Annotated in this window: 23 protein-coding genes; 16 read left to right on the top strand and 7 right to left on the bottom strand. The window is 31.3% G+C overall.

Going from position 1 to position 22,730, the window contains the following annotated elements; translation table 11 throughout:
* The first annotated feature begins 140 nt into the window (after positions 1-140).
* Complete coding sequence (locus B3792_RS01915) at positions 141-851, top strand: hypothetical protein (protein WP_286495049.1); 711 nt, start codon at positions 141-143, stop codon at positions 849-851.
* A gap of 56 nt (positions 852-907) precedes the next feature.
* Here the strand turns inward: B3792_RS01915 and B3792_RS01910 are convergent, their stop codons facing one another.
* Together B3792_RS01910 and B3792_RS01905 are read right to left on the bottom strand one after the other, a co-directional pair.
* Positions 908-1,288: a PUR family DNA/RNA-binding protein gene (locus B3792_RS01910; RefSeq protein ID WP_291068701.1), complete on the bottom strand. Its 381-nt coding sequence runs from the start codon at positions 1,286-1,288 to the stop codon at positions 908-910.
* Positions 1,289-1,405: 117 nt separating this feature from the next.
* Entirely contained in the window at positions 1,406-3,163 is a 1,758-nt protein-coding gene (locus tag B3792_RS01905) for an ABC transporter ATP-binding protein (RefSeq protein ID WP_280037841.1), read from the bottom strand.
* Between the two features lie 65 nt (positions 3,164-3,228).
* On the opposite strand from B3792_RS01905, the gene nusB reads away from it, so the two are divergent.
* From nusB to B3792_RS01875, 6 genes are all read left to right on the top strand, one after another.
* Positions 3,229-4,176: a transcription antitermination factor NusB gene (gene nusB, locus B3792_RS01900; RefSeq protein WP_221854010.1), complete on the top strand. Its 948-nt coding sequence runs from the start codon at positions 3,229-3,231 to the stop codon at positions 4,174-4,176.
* A 44-nt stretch (positions 4,177-4,220) separates the two neighbouring features.
* On the top strand, positions 4,221-4,712 hold the full coding sequence (locus B3792_RS01895; protein WP_221853954.1) for a DUF1573 domain-containing protein: 492 nt from the start codon (positions 4,221-4,223) through the stop codon (positions 4,710-4,712).
* A 24-nt stretch (positions 4,713-4,736) separates the two neighbouring features.
* Entirely contained in the window at positions 4,737-5,084 is a 348-nt protein-coding gene (gene yajC / locus B3792_RS01890) for a preprotein translocase subunit YajC (protein ID WP_038331124.1), read from the top strand.
* Between the two features lie 70 nt (positions 5,085-5,154).
* A complete protein-coding gene (gene coaE, locus B3792_RS01885; protein WP_038331123.1) occupies positions 5,155-5,757 on the top strand; it encodes a dephospho-CoA kinase in 603 nt (200 codons plus the stop codon).
* Positions 5,758-5,829: 72 nt separating this feature from the next.
* Complete coding sequence (locus B3792_RS01880; protein WP_114998924.1) at positions 5,830-7,383, top strand: sensor histidine kinase; 1,554 nt, start codon at positions 5,830-5,832, stop codon at positions 7,381-7,383.
* Between the two features lie 4 nt (positions 7,384-7,387).
* Entirely contained in the window at positions 7,388-8,083 is a 696-nt protein-coding gene (locus tag B3792_RS01875; RefSeq protein ID WP_019974263.1) for a response regulator transcription factor, read from the top strand.
* A 2-nt stretch (positions 8,084-8,085) separates the two neighbouring features.
* Here B3792_RS01875 and B3792_RS01870 read toward each other — a convergent pair whose 3' ends face one another.
* From B3792_RS01870 to B3792_RS01850, 5 genes are all read right to left on the bottom strand, one after another.
* Positions 8,086-8,265 carry a glycosyltransferase family 2 protein gene (locus B3792_RS01870; protein WP_221853959.1) on the bottom strand — a complete coding sequence of 60 codons (180 nt, stop codon included), beginning with the start codon at positions 8,263-8,265 and terminating at the stop codon, positions 8,086-8,088.
* Between the two features lie 193 nt (positions 8,266-8,458).
* Positions 8,459-9,175 carry a hypothetical protein gene (locus B3792_RS01865; protein ID WP_221853960.1) on the bottom strand — a complete coding sequence of 239 codons (717 nt, stop codon included), beginning with the start codon at positions 9,173-9,175 and terminating at the stop codon, positions 8,459-8,461.
* A gap of 701 nt (positions 9,176-9,876) precedes the next feature.
* Positions 9,877-10,287: an ABC transporter permease gene (locus tag B3792_RS01860; RefSeq protein ID WP_221853961.1), complete on the bottom strand. Its 411-nt coding sequence runs from the start codon at positions 10,285-10,287 to the stop codon at positions 9,877-9,879.
* Positions 10,288-10,549: 262 nt separating this feature from the next.
* Entirely contained in the window at positions 10,550-11,596 is a 1,047-nt protein-coding gene (gene rfbB, locus B3792_RS01855; RefSeq protein WP_291068698.1) for a dTDP-glucose 4,6-dehydratase, read from the bottom strand.
* 21 nt (positions 11,597-11,617) lie between these two features.
* On the bottom strand, positions 11,618-12,784 hold the full coding sequence (locus B3792_RS01850) for a nucleotide sugar dehydrogenase (protein ID WP_286479103.1): 1,167 nt from the start codon (positions 12,782-12,784) through the stop codon (positions 11,618-11,620).
* A gap of 247 nt (positions 12,785-13,031) precedes the next feature.
* Here B3792_RS01850 and panB point away from each other — a divergent pair, with 247 nt between their 5' ends.
* The 9 genes from panB (at position 13,032) to B3792_RS01805 (ending at position 22,728) form a co-directional block, all read left to right on the top strand.
* Positions 13,032-13,847, top strand: a complete 816-nt coding sequence (panB, locus tag B3792_RS01845) for a 3-methyl-2-oxobutanoate hydroxymethyltransferase (protein ID WP_180905833.1) — start codon at positions 13,032-13,034, stop codon at positions 13,845-13,847.
* 98 nt (positions 13,848-13,945) lie between these two features.
* Positions 13,946-14,629, top strand: a complete 684-nt coding sequence (locus B3792_RS01840; RefSeq protein ID WP_291068694.1) for an RluA family pseudouridine synthase — start codon at positions 13,946-13,948, stop codon at positions 14,627-14,629.
* A 24-nt stretch (positions 14,630-14,653) separates the two neighbouring features.
* Positions 14,654-15,514: a lysophospholipid acyltransferase family protein gene (locus B3792_RS01835; RefSeq protein WP_291068692.1), complete on the top strand. Its 861-nt coding sequence runs from the start codon at positions 14,654-14,656 to the stop codon at positions 15,512-15,514.
* A 12-nt stretch (positions 15,515-15,526) separates the two neighbouring features.
* A complete protein-coding gene (locus tag B3792_RS01830; protein ID WP_180905829.1) occupies positions 15,527-16,519 on the top strand; it encodes a glycosyltransferase family 2 protein in 993 nt (330 codons plus the stop codon).
* 107 nt (positions 16,520-16,626) lie between these two features.
* A complete protein-coding gene (locus B3792_RS01825; RefSeq protein ID WP_180905828.1) occupies positions 16,627-17,409 on the top strand; it encodes a GLPGLI family protein in 783 nt (260 codons plus the stop codon).
* A gap of 71 nt (positions 17,410-17,480) precedes the next feature.
* Positions 17,481-18,266 (top strand): GLPGLI family protein, encoded by a 786-nt coding sequence (locus tag B3792_RS01820; protein WP_038331089.1) that lies wholly within the window; start codon positions 17,481-17,483, stop codon positions 18,264-18,266.
* A gap of 99 nt (positions 18,267-18,365) precedes the next feature.
* Positions 18,366-18,968, top strand: a complete 603-nt coding sequence (gene pncA, locus B3792_RS01815) for a bifunctional nicotinamidase/pyrazinamidase (protein WP_038331088.1) — start codon at positions 18,366-18,368, stop codon at positions 18,966-18,968.
* 140 nt (positions 18,969-19,108) lie between these two features.
* Positions 19,109-19,885, top strand: a complete 777-nt coding sequence (locus B3792_RS01810) for a GLPGLI family protein (RefSeq protein ID WP_291047757.1) — start codon at positions 19,109-19,111, stop codon at positions 19,883-19,885.
* Positions 19,886-19,980: 95 nt separating this feature from the next.
* Entirely contained in the window at positions 19,981-22,728 is a 2,748-nt protein-coding gene (locus B3792_RS01805; protein WP_114998873.1) for a TonB-dependent receptor, read from the top strand.
* Positions 22,729-22,730: the final 2 nt, after the last annotated feature.

Genomic DNA, 22,730 nt, shown 5'->3' with positions numbered 1-22,730 from the left:
ATTTTCAAATCTAAAGGAACCTGTTTCAGAATCTCACGAGATGCGAACCTGAAATAAATTCTACTTGACATTTTGTAATTAAATGATTTTACTAAATAAAGCTGATAAATTAAAATATTGTAATTTTAGAAAAAATAAATATGGACAATAGGTCTATTATAAGTAAATATAAAGATTTACATAATGAAGTTTTAAGTGATTTTTCAATTAAATGGAATCCTGAAAAATCTAAAAATTTTAAATCAGATGTTATTAAATTCTTTTACTTTGAAAAAGAATTTGATTGGAATATATTATTAAATGCTCTATACGTAATTGATGACACAGAATACGCCAAGAAAAATTACTTAAAATTTAAATTATCTGGACCTACTAAAATACTAGATATAGGAGAACAATACCTGAGGCTTTACGGAATTTTAAATGCTGTTTATCAACAACAATTAGCAATAATTAACTTAATTGAGATTCATAAAATTCCACACAAATCCAAAATAGTTAATGATTTAAAAAAGTATAAAATAATTGAATTAAGAAATAAAATTGGTGCTCACTCTACGAATTACATAAGCAATGACTCTAAAGATTTTGATGTTTACGAAATTTCACGGGTTGATTTAGAAAATGATAAAATTCTATTAATAAAAAATCAAGATATTGATGAATCTTATGATCTTGAATCTCTATTATGTGAGTTTGATTATGAGATTCAAAGAATATATTCAATAATATTAAACAAATTTCTCAAGAAAAAGAATATAACTAAATATCTAACTATTTTGGATAATATAGATTTTGAAAAAGATGGAGGATTGTTGATAGGAGACATAAAAATATTCAAGCATAAATAAAAACCTCCGCTCAATAACTTGAGTGGAGGTTTCTTTTTTCGCATATTTAGTAAAGTCTATATATCGTCAAAATCGATATTGGTAAAAGATTCTACTTTCGTTTCCTCTTTACTCACAACTTTATTTTTTGGATCAAAATCTTTCTGATGTCTTTCCGAAATTACCTCTTGTCCTTTTTGTGCAAAAACAAAATCCGTCGTTTCGTCTAACATTTCCTTGAAACTTTCAAAATCTTCTTTGTACAAGTAGATTTTATGTTTTTTGTAATACACATTTCCATCGTCCTGCGTATTTTTTTTACTTTCTGTAATCGTCAAGTAATAATCACCTGCTCTTGTTTCGCGAACATCGAAGAAATAAGTTCTTCTCCCAGCCCTTAATACCTTTGAAAAGACTCCTTCTGCATCCACCTTTTCTTGGTTTTCAAAATCATTCATAAGTCTAAATAGAGTTTAATTGTTAAATGTTTCCTAACAAATCTAAAAAAAATTAAGAAAACAACAACATTTTAAGCAAATATTTTCTATTATTTTATTAAATCTCTATTAATAAACTTAATCTAGCAGTTGTTTATTGTACAATTCATAATAATAACCATGCTTATTTAATAATTCACTGTTCGAACCATTTTCTAAAACATGACCATCTTCTAAAACCAAAATCTGATCAGCACGTTTTGCAGAAGATACACGATGCGTAATAATGATGGTCGTTTTACCATTAATTTCAGAAGATAAATTATTTAAGATTTGTTCTTCTGTTTCGGTATCTACAGCTGACAAACTATCATCAAATATTAATATTTTCGGATCATTCACCAAAGCACGAGCTATAGAAACACGTTGTTTTTGACCACCAGAAAGTGTCACTCCACGTTCTCCAACAACTGTTTCATAACGTTCTTTAAATCGATCAATATTATCATGAACAACCGCTTTCTTCGCAAAAACTTCAGCAGTTTGTTCATCAGTATCATCAGAACCAAACAAAATATTATTGGTTAACGAATCCGAGAAAAGGAAAGCTTCTTGCGGTACATAACCAATTTCTTCTCGAATAGATTCTACATTAATATCATGAATATTTTTACCATCAATCAAAATTTCACCAGAAGTCGGTTCCAGCGAACGCGCAACCAACAAAGCAATTGTCGATTTTCCTGAACCTGTTTTTCCAAGAATCGCTAAAGTTTCACCTTTATTAATTTTGAACGAAACATTATCCAACGCTTTAATTCCTGTGTTTTCGTAGATATACGTCACATTCTTAAATTCAATTGTACCTTCTACTTCGTGATTCACTAATTGTTTTTCTTTTACATCAGTTTCGGCATTCAAAAATTCGTTGATACGAAACATCGACGCTTCTGCACGCTGTACAACCATCGTAATCCAACCCAACGAAGTAAATGGCCAAATTAACATATTTAGGTAAAGGAAAAATTGAGCAATAGAACCAATATCCATTGTTCCTTCTATATATTTTACTCCTCCCAAATACAAAATCACCAAATTACTCACTCCAACTACAACAACCATCAATGGGCCAAAAGCAGCTTGAATTTGAGCTAAATTAAGCGCACGTTTCTGATATTCATCTGCTTCAACTTCGTATTTAGATTTTATAAATTCTTCTGAGTTGAATGATTTTATCACGCGAATCCCAGCAAAAGTATCTTGCACAGACGACGAAATCGTAGATTGTTGTTCTTGTACGCGCTTACTTTTCTTGTTAATATTTCGTGCAACATTATAAATTAACAATGATAAAATAGGCAAAGGAGCCAATGTATAAAGCGTTAATTGCTTATCAATTTGCAACATAAAATACGCAATAATCACAACTCGCGATACCAAATCAATTGGATACATAATTCCAGGGCCAAGATACATGCGTACCAATCCGACATCTTCGGTAATCCGATTCATCAAATCGCCCGTTTTGTGTTTTTTGTAAAAGGACAACGATAATTTTTGATACTTATCGTAAATCACATTTTTCAAATCGAACTCAATATAACGCGACGCCACAATAATCATTTGTCGTGTACCAACCGTCAAAACTCCTCCCAAAACTTTAAAAAAGAAAAAAGCCAAACTGGCATACATCAAACCATCTTTCAAAAGATCGAGGTTATCTGTTCCTTCTTTCTTAAAATTTCGTAGCAATTCTTCAACTGTATTAATCGCTTCTCTAATATATGTAACGGAATAAACCTGCACCCAATTGGCACAAATCGTAAAAATGAAGCCCAAAAATATTCTCCATTTATACTTCCATAAAAATTTATTTAACTTTTGTAATGATTTCACAAAACAAAATTACATTCTTTTTTTTACCTTTGCATCAATTTATTAGACGTTATATCATTGAAATTATGTTGGGAAGAAGACAACTACGCGAAAAAGTAATGCAGAATATCTATGCTTACAATAGTTTAGGAACTGAAGGCGAAGAAAGAGCGGTCGAGAAAAATATGATGAAAAGTATCGATCAAATCTATGATTTGTACATTTATCTCCTAAATTTGATTAAAGTTCAAAAGGACATTGCAGAGCATAAAATTGAACTTGCAAAATCAAAAAACTTTCCAACCCAAGAAGATTTAAATCCAAATTTAAAATTTGTTCAGAATAAAATATTCAAAATTATTGAACAAAATCTTGAATTATCTCGTTATTCAAATGACAACAAATTTTTACTTTGGGATATTTATGATTCTTATCCAAACAATATCTTTAAAAATTTGACAGAAAGCGAATTGTACAAAACGTACATGAGCAGCGACAAACATTCTTTTGAAGAAGACAAAGAATTTATCTTGAACTTTTTCGTAGAATTTATTGCTGAATATGAAGATTTGCACGATTACTTAGAAGGAATTCAGATCACGTGGGCAGACGATGTACATATTGCAAATGCGATGGTACACACAACGATAAAATCGTTCCGTCAAAACAGTTCTCCGTTGATTTCTTTGTTCAAAGTTTACAAAGATTTAGATGACAAAAAATTTACTGAAGAATTATTCCGTAAAACTATTCGTCACCAAGTAGAAACAAGAAAAATCATTGACGAAAAAGCTCAAAACTGGGAATTAGATCGTATTGCGACAATCGATTTGATTATTTTAGAAATGGCTTTGACAGAATTTTTATATTTCTCAAATATTCCTGCAAAAGTTACAATCAACGAATATGTGGAATTAGCGAAGAGTTATTCGACAGAAAAATCGCGTGTTTTTGTTAACGGAATCTTAGATAAAACATTAAAAGAGTTAAAAGACAATAATAATTTACCAAAATACGGTAGAGGTTTATTATAATCACTATTTTTTCTTAATTTTGACTAAGACAAATAATTATAAAAATGAAAAGTAAATTATTTATTTTAGGTGCATTTGCATTATCATTCGCAATCAGCTCTTGTGGAGAGAAAAAAGCTAGCGACAATTTTACAGCAGAAGAAACAGCTCAACAAGCTGAAAATGTTGTAGATCCAGCTACAGCTCCAGTTTTAACATTAGCAGAAGCAAATCACGATTTTGGAGATGTAAAAGCTAACAATAAAGTAGAAACATATATCAAGTTCAAAAACGATGGTAAATCTCCATTAGTTATTCGCGATGCGTCTGCAACTTGTGGTTGTACCGTTCCTGAATTCCCTTCTACTCCAATTGCGGTAGGAGCTACAGATTCTATCAAAGTTGTTTACACAGCTGGAAACATGAACGGAAAACAACAAAAAACAGTAACTTTAGTAACAAACACAGTAAACGGTCACGAGAAATTTGATATTTCTGCAAACGTTGTTGGAGCTACTGCAAATGATCAAAATGCGCAACAAGCATTTGGACAATAAGTATTAAATCGATAAAATATAAAAATGATTCAAACAATCTTTTTACAAGCTGGTGCACAAGGCGGAGGAATGTCTATGCTTTTGATGTTCGGAGGAATGTTCGTAATTATGTACTTTTTCATGATTCGTCCTCAACAAAAGAAAGCGAAACAAGAAAAACAATTTCAAACGGATATCAAACGTGGTGATCAAGTTGTAACAACTTCTGGTATTCACGGGAAAATCAACGAAATTTATGACGACGCTGTTATCATCGAAACTGGAGCTGGAAAAATTAAATTCGAAAAAGCTGCAATTTCTCGCGAATTAACTGCTGCACGTTATTCAAAAACGACTGACAAATCAGAAAAAGCAGTTGAAGAAAAAAACTAAGTTTAAGGTTAACATATATTTAACTGATTGCCGGAGGAATTATTCTTCGGCATTTTTTTAACTTCAAACCATGAAAAACAACCAACCTTTTGTAGCAGGAATTACTGGCGGAATAGGCTCTGGCAAAAGTACAGCAGCAAAATTCTTCGAAGAATTAGGTATTCCGGTATATAATTCTGACACAAGAGCCAAAACGATTCAAAATGAAAACTCTGAAGTAAAAGTTAAAATTATTGCAGCTTTTGGTGAAGAAGCTTACAATGAAAATGGTTTGAATAAACCATATCTATCAAAACAAGTTTTTCAGAATAATGAAAAATTGAAGCTATTAAATTCAATTGTTCATCCAGCAGTTTTCCAAGATTTTGAAAATTGGAAAAAAGCTCAAAAATCGGATATTGTGATGAAAGAAGCTGCTATTTTAATAGAAAGTGGTAGTTATAAAGATTGCGATGTTGTGATAAGTGTAGTGGTTGATATAGAAACGCGAATTGCACGAACTATAGAAAGAGATGGTTTATCACGAGAAGAAATTCTTGCAAGAATAAACAATCAGATTTCGGACGAAGAACGAATTGCTAAATCAGATTTTATCATTGATAATAATGGCGATTTAGCTCACTTGAAAAATGAAGTGGAAGAAACGTTTATCAAAATCAAAAAAATGATTTAATCGTCCAAACTTTAACAAAAAGATAGAAATTAGAAAAGATTAAACTATTTTTAATCATTCAATAAAAAATAAATGAAAAAAGGATTTTATAAAATCTTAATCGTTATCATGAGTGTTGCCCTTATAGGATTGATAATCATTCAATTCTATTGGCTAAACTTAACAATTCAGAATGGTACAGACAGTTTTAACAACAACGTGTACCAAGCGATGAATTATACAACTGAAAAAATAAATAAAAACGAATTAGAACGCTATTATAAGAAATTCAATAATATACAATCAGATTTAAAGTCAAATAAAGATAAACCGCAAGTTGTAACCAATCAAGTCATCAAAGATTCGCTTGGTGTAACGTATGCTTATGTAACGCGTTATGTGGTCGAAAAATCGATGTTGCCGTCATCTGGAAAATACAATGATAGTTTGACGAAAGCGAATATTTATTCGCAGGAGCGAGTTTTCAAGATAGACAAAGATTCTTCTGCTAGAGGAATTCCGAATCTGAATCTGAATTTTGAGCACGCTTTACAAGACGGAACATTTACGCTGGAAAGCGCTGCGCGTTGGGATGCAGGCTCTACGCCGATCGACAAACGTGTGAATTATGCAATGTTAGATTCGATTTTGAAAAACGAATTACGTAACAGAGGAATTCATCAAGCAATGCCAATTTTGGCAGTTTTGAAAAAAGATTCGACAGAAACAAATGTCAAATCAAAAGATTTTGATCGCAATAAAATCGAATTTATGGTTCCGCTATTTTTGGACAGAAAGGATCATATCGAATATTATTTGGCAGCAAATTTTGTTAACCGAAATTTAGCCATTGTTGCGCCAACAGTTCCAGTTATTTCATTGACATTTATCTTAACCATGATTATTATTACGGTTTTCTCATTGTCAATTTATTACATGCAATTGCAACGCAAGAGTTCGGAAATTAAGACTGATTTTATCAATAATATGACGCACGAATTCAAAACGCCTATTGCAACCATTAATATTGCGTCTGATGCATTGCGTAACGAAAAAATATTTACTGATCCTGAAAAGGTGAAATATTATGCAGATTTGATCAAACAAGAGAACAAACGTATGAATGCTCACGTTGAGATGGTCTTACGAATGTCAAAGCTTGATCGCAATCAAATGGATATGAATTTTCAGGAAGTAAATTTGAATGGGATTGTACAAAAAAGTGTTGAGCCGATAAGATTTATTGTAGAAGAAAGAAATGGTACAATATTTGAAGAATACAACGCAGAACAATCATTTGTAAAAGGAGATCCGTTCCATTTAGAGAATATCGTTATTAATGTATTGGATAATGCTCGAAAATACTCTCCAAACACACCGGAGATTAGAGTAAAAACATACAACAAAGACAACAATTTTTTAATTGAAATTTCTGATAAAGGAATGGGAATGCCGCAAAACGTTCTGAAAAAAATATTTGAACAATTTTATAGAGAAGAAACGGGAAATATACACAATGTAAAAGGTCATGGACTTGGGTTGGCTTATGTCAAAAAAATCGTTCAGCTTCACGGTGGACAAGTTTGGGCAGAAAGTTCAGCAGGAAAAGGAAGTACTTTTTTCATTAAAATTCCTCTAAAATCATAGATCAATGAGTGATAAACAACGATTACTTTTAGTAGAAGATGATCCAAGCTTCGGAAGTGTATTAAAGGATTATTTGGTTATAAACGATTTTGACGTAACGCACGCAATCGATGGTGAAGACGGTCTTGCCAAATTTAAAGAAAGTGATTATGATCTATGCATCCTTGATGTAATGATGCCTAAAAAAGATGGTTTTACATTAGGAAAAGAGATCAAAGAACTAAAAAGTGAACAACCAATTATATTTTTAACAGCGAAAAACATGCGCGAGGATGTTTTGAATGGTTACAAAATTGGAGCAGACGACTATGTCTTAAAACCATTTGATTCGGAAGTTTTATTGTACAAAATAAAAGCTGTTTTACAACGTAATTCTGGTGAAGAAGAAAAATTTGAACAAGAAGATTTCAAAATTGGTAAGTTTACGTTCAATGCAAAATTGAGACAATTAATTTACGATGGTAAATCACAAAAACTTTCGCCAAAAGAAAACGAATTGTTGCGTTTATTAGCTGTTTACAAAAACGATTTAATGCCTCGTGAGATTGCCTTAACACGTATTTGGCACGATGATAATTACTTTACATCGCGTTCTATGGACGTATATATTGCAAAATTACGTAAGTATTTAAAGAAAGATCCTGCAGTAGAAATCGTGAATATTCACGGTGAAGGATTCCGACTTTTAATTCAGGAATAAGATTAATCTTTATAGAAAAAAACCTCAACATAGTTGAGGTTTTTTTGTGGTATTGTACCGTCATTTACAATAATACATTTCCAATTTTGATAGGTTTGATCTAAGACTGATTGTAGACATTCGTCCATATAAATAGACTGATTGTAGCAAGGAACAATAACCGAAATAAGAGGTTGTTGCATGATGTGTATATTAAGTGTTTCTAATTTAGCTGTTTACAATGTTACTTCATTTGTAAGAATATACAAGTTATTATTTGATGGCATTGCTCTTCTATTTTTTAAGCGTATTTATTTATCATTATTTATTTTATACGATAATTAAGATATTCTTAATGAAAAGTAGATTTACTAATTATAGCTTATGCTTTCTTATTTATAGGAATGTGGTGAGTGTATAGTGAAAAGGATGAAAGAGTTTAGCTTGTTCGTTGTCTTGTGTCACAATGGATATGCCGACAAAAGGAAAAATTGTTGATGAGTTTTGTTGTTCTTGTATTTGTGGTGATAATTTAATTTCTGCAAGTGGTGTAGCAAGGTTATCTATTGGAACATAGAAATTTTGAAAATTGATAAGATTTAACTCTAATTCTTCGGTGCAAACCAACCATCCTATACTGATTTCTAAAAAAGCGTTTGGGAATTTGGATTTGTGTTGAAATACTAGGCCTGCTTGTATTTTTAATTCATTTGTTTGGGCATTATATTCCACATAAAACGGGGATAGTTTGCACTTTTTGTTGAGTGAACGATGTTGTAATTTACCATTTTTGTAGGCTTCTACTAGTGCTGTGTACATGGTAGATTGATTGGTTTCTTTTTTTATAGTAGAAAAAAATGAAACCAATTGGTTGTGAAAAGTTCCGTCTTTTTGTTTCCAGTTGAATGGTAGTATGTGTTTCTTGAATGATGCGGAAAACATCGATAATTCTTTGAAACGTCTCTTAACTTCTATTGTATTTGGATGTTGTTGTGCTGAACTATTAACAAATCCGCCTGCATATTTTTTGACAAAAGATTTACCATTACGTTGAAAAAAAATTAAATTTCCTAATTTACCATTTATATTAAATTCATTATCTGTTTTAGCCATAAATTTACTATATTTAACTATTGAAAATCAATTAATTAAATTTAGCGAATTTATTTCTATTTTTCTCCTTTTTAATTATTTTTTACTTCTTCAACTGTATTCCTAAGTTATTTTTATAGTAGTTCTATGCTACCTCTGTGCTACCTTTATGTCGCCTCTAAGCCGACTTAAAGAGGAGGTTTGTTATAGGAATTTGTGATGATACTTCATGTATATTAGCTATAATGATGCTGAATAAATTTGTGGATTGCTTAATTTTGATTTTGATTTGTTTTATACAAACAGATTGTTTAGTGTTTCTTGCTAAATGTAGATTAGTAGAGGTTAGCTATTAGGTTTTGTTGTAAAGTAAAGTTGTTACCGATTAATATGAGCTTTTTCTAATTATAGGTATTTATATCCTTTAAATAGTCCTAATTTATATAGTAATTTTAGTAATCTTGATTTTTTTAGTAACTCTAATTTAGTAGAAATGTTGTCATTTCCATTTTATTAGTTTTAAAGATGTTCTAAAGCCAATATCTTTAATATAATTTATATACGAAATATCAAACGTTGAGTATTTCAAAATAAAAAAAATATGATTTTTAATTCTTTTATGAATTAGTTTCTTTTGTGAATTATTTAGCTTTTTTTTTAAAGTTTCTTTAATTTGCTAACCTCCTTATTATTAATATTTATAAGATTTGAATGATTTTTTGCTAACTGTGAATATATTCGGAAAAAGTATAAACGGCAGTAATCTGATTGATATAATAAACTGGGATATTGTTGATAGCAAAGCTAAAAATTAAAAGTACCACCAATAGAAATGGAAAGTAGAGAAAATTAATATCTAAATTAACACCGAAATAAATTAAAAAGACGACTAACAAAATAAGTTTCAATCCTAGATTGAAACTTATTTTATACATACCAGCCATTAGAAGCGCTTCTTTAGGGAAATTAATTTTAGAAATAATTCCCTTTCCTGCGTTTACAGAAACCATAGAGCTTTGAACTGTATCAGCAAATACACTCCATAAAATTGTACCAATCACAACAAACAAAGGATAAGGAATACCAACTCCTTGTACTGAAACAACACCTGATCCATTTAAAAACAGCCACACTAATTAGTTAATAATAACTGGAGCAAATGCCAAAAAATACCCAAATAAGACTGTCTATACTGTGCTTGTATGTCCCTTTTAGCCATCTGAAAAGCTAAAAAGTGAGAATTTGATATATCTTTAAATATATTTTTTAATTCCTTGAGGAAATGTGTTTTTTTTGTCAGAAGAGTAAACTACTGTTTTTAAACTCATAAAAACTTTTTAGGTTAAGGTTTTAAGTTTATAGATTAATTTCTTCATTAACCTATAAAACCCTTTTTTAATTATATTGTTTTTCGTAATAATTTTGGTAATCACCAGACGTCACATTGTCTAGCCATTCTTGGTTCTCTAAAAACCAATCGATAGTTAGACTCAAACCTTGCTCAAAAGTCACACTTGGTTTCCAGCCTAATTCTTCGTTGATTTTAGTCGCATCAATTGCATAACGCAAATCGTGTCCTGGACGATCTTTCACAAATGTGATTAATTGTTCTGAAGTTCCTGCTTCTTTACCCAATTTTTCGTCCATTTGCTTGCACAATTCTTTTACCAAATCGATGTTTTTCCATTCGTTGAAACCTCCTACATTATAAGAACCTCCATTTTTTCCTTCGTGGAAAACTAAATCAATCGCTTTTGCATGATCGATCACAAATAACCAATCGCGTGTATATTTTCCATCTCCATAAATTGGAAGTGGATTTCCATTCAAAATATTATGAATACACAACGGAATTAATTTTTCTGGAAAATGATTTGGTCCGTAATTGTTTGAGCAATTTGTCATTACAATTGGTAAACCATACGTATCATGATATGCTCTCACAAAATGATCTGAAGATGCTTTTGATGCCGAATAAGGCGAATGTGGATCATAAGAAGTTTCTTCTGTAAAAAAACCTTCGTCTCCCAAAGCACCAAACACCTCATCTGTCGAAACATGATGAAAACGTTTCCCCTCAAAATTATCTTTCCAAATATGTTTTGCAGCATTCAATAAATTAACTGTTCCAATCACATTGGTCATCACAAATTCTAATGGATTCGTAATCGAACGATCCACATGCGATTCGGCAGCTAAATGAATGACACCATCGGGTTGATAGTGTTCAAAAATTTCTAAAATATGTTTTGCATCAACAATGTCCGCTTTTACAAATTCGTAATTTGGATACGATTCGATATCTTTCAAATTCTCCAAATTCCCAGCATATGTCAACGCATCAAGGTTGATAATCTTCATTTCAGGATATTTTAAGACAAATTCTCTTACAACGTGAGAACCGATAAATCCAGCTCCACCTGTAATTAAAATAGTTTTCATAGTATTTTATAGTTGTTATTTTTAATCGTTTCCAAACAAATCTCGGGTATAAACTTTCTCTTTCACGTCAGCTAATTCAGGTGCATTTCGATTCGAGATAATCACATCACATTCTTGTTTAAAAGCTTCAAAATCATTCATCACTTTCGATCCAAAGAAAGAATCTTCTTTCAGAACCGGTTCATAAACCACCACTTCAATTCCTTTTGCTTTAATACGTTTCATTACTCCTTGAATTGCTGATGCTCTAAAATTATCCGAACCTGACTTCATAATCAAGCGATAAACACCAACTTTTTTAGGATTTTTTGCGATGATAGAATCTGCAATAAAATCTTTTCGCGTTCTGTTTGCGTCAACAATTGCTTGAATAATATTATTCGGAACTGCATCATAATTAGCCAATAATTGCTTCGTATCTTTTGGCAAACAATATCCACCATAACCAAACGATGGATTGTTGTAATGTGAACCGATACGAGGATCTAAGCCAACTCCTTCGATAATTTGTTTACTATCCAAGTTGAATGTTTGTGCATAGCTATCTAACTCATTAAAATAAGCGACACGCAAAGCTAAATAGGTATTCGAAAATAATTTGATTGCTTCTGCTTCTGTTGAATGAGTAAACAACGTCGGAATATCTTTCTTAATTGCTCCTTCTTTTAACAAATTCGCAAAAACTTCTGCTCTTTCACTTTGTTCACCGATAATAATTCTTGATGGATACAAATTGTCGTATAAAGCTTTTCCTTCTCGCAAAAATTCAGGAGAAAAAATAATATTTTGATATTCTAATCGTGATTTTAAATCTTCAACAAAACCAACCGGAACAGTCGATTTTATAATAACTACAGCATTCGGATTATATTGTTTGACATCTTTTATAACCGATTCTACGCTTGATGTATTAAAATAATTTGTTTTTGGATCGTAGTCCGTAGGCGTTGCAACAATCACATATTCTGCATTTGCATACGCAGTTTCTTTGTCTAAAGTCGCAAGAAAATTAAGCTCCTTATTCTGCAAAAAATCTATAATTTCTTTATCTTCAATTGGAGATTTTTTTGCATTGAGCATTGCAATCTTTTCTGGAACAACATCTAATGCCACTACCTCATTATGCTGAGCTAATAAAATTGCGTTAGACAGACCAACATAGCCTGTTCCCACTATTGCTATTTTCATTTATGGTTATTTAAAATTAGTTTAAGAGAACAAATTTAGTAAAATTCTCTCAATTCGTACACCAATTTACTAAAAATGAGCAAATAGACAAGTATATTTACGTTTATAAAATTGTAAAAATTGTTATTTCATTTTCAACGAACCGTTTATCTTGTTCTTCATTTGTCAAACTGTAAAAAATATCAGTCAAAATTAGTTCTGTTTTAATATTCAAATTAACTTTACAAAAGTTAAAAATATAAACGTAATGTCTGTAAATAAAGAAATCAAACGTATCACTACCGAAACTGTGCGTAACATGAAATTTACCGGAGAAAAAATTTCGATGTTAACGGCTTACGATTTTACAATCGCTTCGCTTGTAGATGCGGCTGGAACTGAAGTTATTTTGGTTGGTGATTCTGCTGCTAATGTAATGGCTGGTCACGAAACTACTTTGCCAATTACTTTGGATCAAATGATTTACCATGCTCAATGTGTCGTTCGTGGTGCTAAACGCGCTTTGGTTGTCGTTGATTTACCTTTCGGAACTTATCAATCTGATCCGCAAAAAGCCTTAGAATCTTCTGTTCGAATCATGAAAGAATCTGGTGCACATGCGATCAAATTAGAAGGTGGAAAAGAAATCGAAGAATCTATTCGTCGTATCGTAAATGCTGGTATTCCTGTTATGGGACATTTAGGTCTTACGCCACAATCTATTTACCAATTTGGTTCGTATAAAGTACGTGCAAAAGAAGATGCGGAAGCAGAAAAATTAATTAGTGATGCTAAATTATTAGAAGAATTAGGATGTTTTTCATTAGTAATGGAAAAAATTCCAGCCGATTTAGCTGCTAAAGCAACAGCCTCTGTTAATATTCCAACAATCGGAATTGGTGCAGGTGCAGGTTGCGACGGTCAAGTTTTAGTTGTACATGATATGTTGGGATTAAACAACGAATTCAAACCAAAATTTGTTCGTAAATATTTAAACTTAGAAGATCAAATTCACCAAGCAATTGGACAATATGTTGCGGATGTAAAATCGGGCGACTTTCCAAATGCGAATGAACAATATTAAATAAGTCATGAGTAATAAGTTTTGAGTAGTGAGTTTTTCAATAACAACTTGAGGAAATTCTAACTCAAAACTTTTATCTCACCACTCAAAACTCACTCATGAATCCAAAAATTTTATTCGAAGATAATCATTTGTTAATCATCAACAAAAAAGCAGGTGAATTAGCACAAGGAGACGAAACAGGCGATATTCCGCTTATCGATAGTCTGAAGAACTATATAAAAGACCGCGATAACAAACCTGGAAATGTTTTCTTAGGATTAGTTCACCGTTTGGATCGTCCAACTTCTGGTGTGTTGATTTTTGCTAAAACTTCGAAAGCCTTAACGCGTATGAACGAAATGTTTCAGAAACGAAACATTGACAAAGTTTATCGCGCGATTGTACAGAGTAAACCTCCAAAAGACTTCGAAAGATTGGAACATTATCTAAAGAAAAATCCAAAAAATAATAAAACAACGGTTTATTCTAAACCAACGCCTGATGCTAAAAAAGCAATTTTAGAATACACCTATTTAGGCGCTTTGGATACTTTTCATTGTGTCGAAGTGAAGTTATTTACAGGTCGTTCGCATCAAATTCGCGCACAACTTTCTTCGGTTGGTTGTCCTATCAAAGGCGATTTGAAATACGGTGCTAAACGTTCTAATCCTGATGGAAGCATTTGTTTACATGCGCATCGCATTACATTTGAGCATCCTGTAAAAAAAGAAGAAATAACAATCGTAGCTCCAGTGCCGAAAGATGTAATTTGGCAAGCAACGAACAAATTTAATTCGTAAATTTGTCGCTTATTTGTTTGTCGAATGAACAGCATTTTTTATTTCATAATTTTTCAAATTTCGCGTTTACCTCTTTCGGTTTTATACAGATTTTCGGATTTTTTGTTCTTTCTGTTGTACACAGTTATTGGTTATAGAAGACGTGTCATTAGAACAAATTTAGAAAACTCTTTTCCCGAAAAATCTCAGGAAGAAATCAAAACTATTCACAAGAAATTCTATGCTAATTTTTGTGATTATTTGGTTGAAACCTTAAAAAGTTTTTCTATTTCTCAAGAAGAATTGGACAAACGATTTACATATTCTAATCTCGACATTTTTAATGAAATAAAAAATGAAAAACGAGATGTCATGATGATGTGTGGGCATATTTTCAATTGGGAATGGTTTATTGGAACGGTAAAACATTTACCAACAAAAGAAAGTTCAGCGGTTTATCATAAAATTCGAAATCCTTTTTGGAACGATAAAATCAATGCTATGCGTGGTCGTTTTGGCACAAAAGCGTTGGACATGAAAGATGTGTTGCGTTTTATGATGAAAACTCCAAATGATGGAGAATTAGCGTATTTATTTGTTGCTGATCAAAGTCCAAAACAATCAGCTGTTCACTATTTTATTGATTTCCTCAATCAGAGAACTCCCGTTTTTAATGGTTTTGATAAAATTGCACGCCGCAAAGATATGGCTGTTGTCTTTTGTCAAACCGAAAAGATAAAACGCGGTCATTATCACACAACTTTTATTCGACTACAACCTCAACAAGATAAATTTGAAGAAAATGAAATTGTTCATCAATTTTTTCATCATTTAGAACAAACCATTCAACAACATCCAGATAATTGGCTTTGGAGCCACAAACGTTGGAAATATGCCGATTTGTAATTTTAAATATTCATGAAAACAGCAATTGCAATCCTAAATTGGAATGGCGAAAAATTATTGCCTCAATTTTTACCTTCAGTTATTAACAATTCTAAAAATGCAACAATTTATGTAATTGATAATGCGTCGACTGACAATTCAATCGAATTGTTGACAACTCAGTTTCCTTCTGTCAAAATCATTCAGAACAAAGGAAATTATGGTTTTGCACAAGGCTATAACGAAGGTTTAAAACAAATTGATGTAGAATATTTCTGTTTATTAAATTCGGATGTCGAAGTAACTGAGAATTGGATAGAACCAATTGAAAAGTTATTCGATAATAATTCTGATATTGCGGCTATTCAACCCAAAATATTAGACTACAAAAACAAAGAATATTTTGAATATGCTGGTGCCGGAGGAGGTTTCATCGATAAGTTTGGTTATCCATTTTGTCGCGGACGTGTTTTTTCAACTTTAGAAAAAGATAACGGACAATATAATGATTCCACACAAATTTTTTGGGCAACTGGCGCAAGCTTATTTATTCGAAAAAAAGATTTCTTTGAACAAAATGGTTTTGACGAAGAATTCTTTGCACACATGGAAGAAATCGACTTGTGTTGGCGATTAAACAATACTGGACGAAAAATTTATTATTGTGGAGAATCGACTGTTTATCATTTGGGCGGTGCAACTTTGGATAAAGCCAATCCAAAAAAATGGTATCTAAATTACCGAAATAGTTTGTGGATGATGCTTAAAAATCTACCTGCAAACAAACTTTTTCCAATGCTTTTCACACGTCTTTCCATGGATGGAATTGCCGCTGTTGCCTTTTTACCAAAACAAGGACTTCCACATGTTTGGGCCGTTTTCTTATCGCATATGCATTTTTATTTTGGCTTTATAAAAATGTATAAAAAACGTCAAAAGCATCAAATTAAAAACTATTCTGATAAAGAATTATTGCCTTTTCAGTATTTTATCAAAAAACGTCAATACTTTAAGGATTTGAAATAATCAGTCATCAAATATTAAATCATTTCTTAAAATTTCTATAATTTTTTTAATTCTATTATTGTAGAATATAAAAATATTACTATCATTGTACAACAAATCAAACTACAATGAAAAAATTATTTACATTATTTACTTATTGCGTTCTACTTACAACTTCGTCTTTTGCACAAAAACTTGAAGTGAATTATCAAGAAATTGTAAAAGTAAATGCAGAAGAATTTAAAGGTTCTGTAAAATTTTCTACAAATGGTAAAGAAAGCCAAATTCCGACTGATGTCTACAATGACATGATTAAGAATATGCAAGAACCAAAAGATTTTATCTTAACAATCAATGAAAACGAATCGTCTTACAATAAAGTTGAAAAAATAGATAATCAACAAGGAGGAAACGGAATGAGAGTTTCGATGAGTTTTGGAGATTCAGGAAATGGGTTGTTCAAGAATTTGAATACAAAAGAATATTTGAAAAGTGTAAAATCATTTGACAAAACTTATACAATAAAAGATAAATTAACTGAATACAAATGGCAATTGACACGCGAAACAAAGAAATTAATTGGTTTTGATGTCAAAAAAGCAATCGCAATTGTGGATAGCACAACAACTGTAACTGCATGGTATACTCCAAGTATTGCGATAAAAGATGGACCTGGAGTTTACAATGGTTTACCCGGGTTGATATTAGAAGTAGAAATCAAAAATTCAAAAAATAAAGGAATAGAAAGCAGTATTATTCGCGCAACAGAAGTCAAAGAAATCCCAAACCTCAAACCAATCGAAAAACCAAAAGATAAGAATACAATCACCAACGAAGAATATAAAGCGTTGAGTGCAAAAGCCATGGAAAGATTAAAACAGATGAGTTCTGAAGGTGTGAGTAAGGATTAAAGAAAATATTTTTTATCAATCGTTAAACATTTCATACAATTTCTTGTCTAAGAACTATAAGCACATTTAAAATGAAAAAAATAATTTCAGTTTTTGTTTTACTATTTAGTTTTTCGGCCTTTGCGCAACAAGAAAAAGTAGAAGTTTCGTACACAACACGTATCATTTTACCAGACGATTTTACGTTTCAACCTCCTAGTGGTGGTAATGGACGTACGATGCCAAAAGAAATGCAAGAGCAATTCAAGAAAAACATTCAAGAGCCGCAAGAAGCTAAGTTGACTATTTTGGGAGACGAATCCTTGTATAAAATGGTTGAAAAAATATCAAATGATCAAAGTCAAGGATTACGAGGTCCACGTGGTGGCGGGATGCGAATGATGTCGATGAATGGAGATAATATTTATAAAAATAGTACAAATCATTTGCTATTAAAAGAGCAAAGCATGATGGGAAAAAACTATGTTGTAAAAGATTCTTTGCAAAATTATGATTGGAAATTAACACGAGAAACAAAAACAATCTTAGGGAATGAAGCTAAAAAAGCAACTGCTATTATCGATAGCGTTCAGACAACAGTTTGGTACATTCCAACATTAAAATATAAAACTGGTCCAGAAAATTATTGGGGATTACCAGGTTTGATTGCAGAAGTACAAACAGAAATTAACAGAGGCATGTTTAAAGGCTCTAAAATTATTTCTTTGACGGATATCAAAACATCAACGAATTCAAAACCAATCGAAAAACCAAAAGATAAAGGTGCTATTTCGCAAACAGAATTTGATAAATTGATGCAAGAACAACGCTCACGTTTTGAAGAAATGCGAAATTCTGGCGTAAATAAACGAGATTAAGGTTTCTTAAAATTCGATTAATTTTCATAAAAAATTGGTTCAATTTCATATTATAAAACTTATATTTAATTCTAAATTAATCTTAAGAAATAAAATACTATGAAAGCTTTAATCATCGTAGATATGCAATACGATTTTTTACCAGAAGGTTCCTTAGCTGTGAATGATGGAGATAAAATTATCGAACGCATAAACAAATTACAAGAAAAGTATGATGTTGTTGTGGCAACGCAAGATTGGCATCCTGCAAATCACAAAAGTTTTGCTTCTCAACATACAGATAAACAACCTTTTGATGTAATCGAATTAGGTGGAAATCGTCAGGTTTTGTGGCCAGATCATTGTGTACAAGGCACTAAAGGAGCAGAAATACACAAAGATATCAAGCAAAATAAAATAAGTGCAATCATCCGAAAAGGTATGAATCCAGAAGTTGATTCGTATAGTGCTTTTTTTGATGTGAATAAAAAGAATCCAACAGGGCTAAATGGATTCTTAAAAGATCATAATATAACGAGTGTATACATTTGCGGCTTAGCAGCAGATTATTGTGTATATTACACAGCAAAAGATGCTTTAGCATTGGGATATACAACATATATTTTAGAAGGAACAACAAAGGCTATTAACCAAGAACTTTTTGATGAATTGAAAGAAGATTTTATCAAAAAAGGAGGAAATGTCTCGACGTATTTATTATAATATTATCAATAAATCGCTAGATAAAAATGTCATTTGAAAATCCTTAACTTTTTGAATGACATTTTATTTTTTAAATAAATTCAAAAATTATCTGTAACATTAGTCTACAAAAGCAGACTAATTAGACAAATACAACAATTATGAAAAAAGCAATCTTAACATTTGCCTTAGGAATTATTACAGCTACAATTTCTATCGCGCAAGACAATAAAACACAAAATATCGATGCAACTTATGTAATGGAAGTTAAAATGGACTACGAAAAAACCATGAAAACTATTCCAGAAGCATACAGAGCTCAAGTTGGAGGAATGCTAAAAGCTGAAATTGATGCAGGAATTTTTATGACTTACTTCTTTAAAAGTAATTCCAAAAATTCAACATTTACATTAGAAGAAAAAGTAAATAACGGACAAGGTGGATTAGGAATAATTGCTCAACAAATGGCTGCAATGGATAATAAACCAACTTATAAAGACTTTACTGTAACTCCAAATTTGTATTACAAAGAAGTTGATATGGGTGTAAAACAATATTTGATTAAAGATCAAATTCCAGATTACAAATGGAAAATCTCGCGTGAAAAAACTGATATAGCTGGTTACAAAGCGACAAAAGCAGAAGGCGTTATGATGGATTCTATTCCTGTGACAGCTTGGTATGCGCCAGAAATCCCTATAAAAGATGGACCAACTTCATTAGCTGGATTGCCAGGTTTGATTATAAAAGCTGAGTTTGAAATGAATGGAGCTAAATTAATTTACACATTGAAAGATTTAAAAATTTCTGAAAAAGAATTGAAAATTGCTTTACCTACAAAAGGAGAAGTTGTTACACAAGATCAATTTATGAAAATCGTAATGGATATTCAGAAAAAAATGCAAGAACAAATGAATGGAGGTCTAGACACTAAATAATTCATTCAAAACATATAAAAACACATCTGTTTCTAACACATAAACAGATGTGTTTTACAAAAAACTCTATTTGAGTCATCAACTAAAAAATACATATGAAGAAATTACTCTATCTAATTTTATTTACTTCTGCAGCTCAAATCTCGTTTGCGCAAGAATGTAAATTAAAAGGATCTGTTGCAAATGATGCTGGAATTCCTGTTACAGACGCTTCTGTCTCTATTTTTGATAGTAAAAACGAAGGCAAAGGTTTTGTTTTTACAAGTAATATGGGTGAATTTGAATTCAAATTGCCTTGTGGACAAAAATATGACATCGAAATTGAGCAAGCTGGTTACGAAACATATGTTGAGAATGTTGATTTGACTGAAAATGTCAACAAAAAAATAAAGCTTAAACAAGGAAAAGAAATTTCCTTAAAAGAAACAATTGTAAAAGCTCAACAAGCAATCAAAGTAAAAGGTGATACAATTGAGTTTGATGCAGATTCTTTCAAAGTTGGAAATGAGGAAACATTAGAAGATATTCTTAAAAAATTACCTGGAATTGAAGTTCAGAATGGTAAGGTAATGTACAAAGGTAAACCAATGTCGCAAGTAACAGTTGGTGGACGTGAAGTTTTGGGTGGTAACGAAAAATTATTGAACAAAAATTTACCTTCGGATGCGGTTTCTAAAATACAATTAAACACGAAGTTTAAATCAAATCCTTTTGCTTCTTCATTACAAGAAGATGACGAACAATTCTCGTTAAACATCGAACTAAAAGATGATATGAAACGTCTTGCATTTGGTAATGTAACACTAGGTGGAGATGCGGACAAACATACAGATGCACAAGCAAAGATTTTCTATTTCTCAGAAAAAACAGACGGGACATTAATCAATGATTTTAATACATTCGGGAAACAAGTTTTTGATCAAGATGATTATATGAGCTTCTTTGGTGGGTACTCTGAATTTAATTCTGAAGGAAGTATCTATTCATTAAGAGGAAATTCGAACAATCTAAACTTAATGACAAAAAATGATGCGCCGAGTATGAATACCTATAATGGTGCTGTGCATTTTGGTGTTGAACCAAATAAGAAACTAAAAATCTCTGGGTTTGGTTTACTTAATACAAATAACATTCGTTACAATTCTAAATCAGAACGTTATTACAACAACATCGAAACACCTTATACAACTGTCGATCAGGAACAAAATAAGAGCAATATTTTGATGGGAATGTCGCGTTTGCGTTTAGATTATAATCCGAATGATAAAGGACAAATTAAATATCGCTTAAACTTTAATTATTTAGATAGCGAAAACGAACAATTGGTTGATAGCTATTATAACGATCAAAAAAATAGCTTTAGAAATGTAAATTCTGAACAAAAGAATTACTCTTTATCACAAACTTTATCTTACATCCGTAAAGTTGGACGCGATGATAATGTTGGTTTATATTTCCGTCATCAATATCAAAAAGATACGCCAGATTACAATGTTTTATCAACAGCAAATCCGTTCTCGTCTTTTAATTTGTTCAAGAATTTATCTCAAGTAAATAATCAATATAATATCAATCAAGATCAAAATTTTGTTTTGAACACTGTTCAATTATACGGAATCTACAATCACTTGTTGACAAATACATCTAACCTTAAAATTAAGGTTGGAACAAATTTTAGTACGCAAGATTTTGAAAATAAAATCTATGATTTTCAGAAATTAATGAATGATAATTCATTAATCACTAATACAGATTTAGATTACAACGAGACCTTTGCTGATGTAACTTTGACAAAGAAACTAGGAAACTTTCAAGTAGATGCGGGAGCTGGAGTTTCGTTCTTTAATGAGAAATCGAAATACCAAGATGGTGAAAAATTAAATCGTTCGGAAACGAAATTTTTACCTCACCTGAATTTGCAATACAAGTTCAACAATGCAACAAGTGTTCGCGCAAGTTATTCACAAAGCTATAGCTATCCGTACACAAAAGATTTTAATGATTCGTACACCATTCAAAGTTACCAATCTATTTTCTACGGAAATAGAAATTTAAGACAAGCTTTGACACATACAGCAAGTCTTAATTTTAGTCATTTTAACTCATTCACATTCTTTAATATTTTTGCGAATTTGAGTTATACATTACAAGAAAAAAGTATACAAACGCAATCTGTTTTAAACCGTGATTTTATCATCTCTGGAAACGATACAATTGTAAATAACTATCAATTCAATACCTTAATTAATTCTGGTAATAACCAAGAAACTTATTCAGGATATTTCATGATTGGGAAGCGTTTTGCTAAATGGTACAATGCACGATTAACAGGTAATATTTCTACTTCTAATTATTATACCATTACACGAAATATTGAATATGAAAATGGAGTTGTTAAAAATGATGATTTGAAGGATGTTAACAATAAAAGTTTTAATCAAACATATAATTTAGAGAACTCATTTACATTCAAAAAGAAATTTGAATTAAAGGCTGGGGTTAATTTAAACCTAAGTAAATATCAATCATTATCTGAACAGAAATTTACGAACTGGCGTCCATATGGGGAAGCTGCTTGGTCCGCTACAAGTAAATTATTAGTTCAGACCGATTTCTCTTATCGCTTACAATACCGTGATGGAGTAGAAATAAACACAGCAAAAGAGTGGAATGCTTCTGCACGATACAATATTGCGAAGAAAACTTATTTGACTCTTACAGGTGGAAATTTATTAGGAAACAACGTAATTGTTTCGAATGGATTTAATGATAACTACATATCGACTACAACTAAAAATGTTTTGGGAAGATATTTTATCGTGAGTTTACGATATAAGTTCTAAAA

Source organism: Empedobacter sp. UBA5924, assembly GCF_002431085.1.
Classification (GTDB): domain Bacteria; phylum Bacteroidota; class Bacteroidia; order Flavobacteriales; family Weeksellaceae; genus Empedobacter; species Empedobacter falsenii_B.
This window is presented reverse-complemented; position numbering and strand designations above follow the sequence as displayed.

Coding starts and splice junctions, on each gene's coding strand:
- B3792_RS01915 (WP_286495049.1), top strand. CDS start 141: ATGGACAATAGGTCTATTATAAGTAAATATAAAGATTTACATAATGAA.
- B3792_RS01910 (WP_291068701.1), bottom strand. CDS start 1,288: ATGAATGATTTTGAAAACCAAGAAAAGGTGGATGCAGAAGGAGTCTTT.
- nusB (WP_221854010.1), top strand. CDS start 3,229: ATGTTGGGAAGAAGACAACTACGCGAAAAAGTAATGCAGAATATCTAT.
- B3792_RS01895 (WP_221853954.1), top strand. CDS start 4,221: ATGAAAAGTAAATTATTTATTTTAGGTGCATTTGCATTATCATTCGCA.
- yajC (WP_038331124.1), top strand. CDS start 4,737: ATGATTCAAACAATCTTTTTACAAGCTGGTGCACAAGGCGGAGGAATG.
- coaE (WP_038331123.1), top strand. CDS start 5,155: ATGAAAAACAACCAACCTTTTGTAGCAGGAATTACTGGCGGAATAGGC.
- B3792_RS01880 (WP_114998924.1), top strand. CDS start 5,830: ATGAAAAAAGGATTTTATAAAATCTTAATCGTTATCATGAGTGTTGCC.
- B3792_RS01875 (WP_019974263.1), top strand. CDS start 7,388: ATGAGTGATAAACAACGATTACTTTTAGTAGAAGATGATCCAAGCTTC.
- B3792_RS01870 (WP_221853959.1), bottom strand. CDS start 8,265: ATGCAACAACCTCTTATTTCGGTTATTGTTCCTTGCTACAATCAGTCT.
- B3792_RS01865 (WP_221853960.1), bottom strand. CDS start 9,175: ATGGCTAAAACAGATAATGAATTTAATATAAATGGTAAATTAGGAAAT.
- rfbB (WP_291068698.1), bottom strand. CDS start 11,596: ATGAAAACTATTTTAATTACAGGTGGAGCTGGATTTATCGGTTCTCAC.
- B3792_RS01850 (WP_286479103.1), bottom strand. CDS start 12,784: ATGAAAATAGCAATAGTGGGAACAGGCTATGTTGGTCTGTCTAACGCA.
- panB (WP_180905833.1), top strand. CDS start 13,032: ATGTCTGTAAATAAAGAAATCAAACGTATCACTACCGAAACTGTGCGT.
- B3792_RS01840 (WP_291068694.1), top strand. CDS start 13,946: ATGAATCCAAAAATTTTATTCGAAGATAATCATTTGTTAATCATCAAC.
- B3792_RS01835 (WP_291068692.1), top strand. CDS start 14,654: ATGAACAGCATTTTTTATTTCATAATTTTTCAAATTTCGCGTTTACCT.
- B3792_RS01830 (WP_180905829.1), top strand. CDS start 15,527: ATGAAAACAGCAATTGCAATCCTAAATTGGAATGGCGAAAAATTATTG.
- B3792_RS01825 (WP_180905828.1), top strand. CDS start 16,627: ATGAAAAAATTATTTACATTATTTACTTATTGCGTTCTACTTACAACT.
- B3792_RS01820 (WP_038331089.1), top strand. CDS start 17,481: ATGAAAAAAATAATTTCAGTTTTTGTTTTACTATTTAGTTTTTCGGCC.
- pncA (WP_038331088.1), top strand. CDS start 18,366: ATGAAAGCTTTAATCATCGTAGATATGCAATACGATTTTTTACCAGAA.
- B3792_RS01810 (WP_291047757.1), top strand. CDS start 19,109: ATGAAAAAAGCAATCTTAACATTTGCCTTAGGAATTATTACAGCTACA.
- B3792_RS01805 (WP_114998873.1), top strand. CDS start 19,981: ATGAAGAAATTACTCTATCTAATTTTATTTACTTCTGCAGCTCAAATC.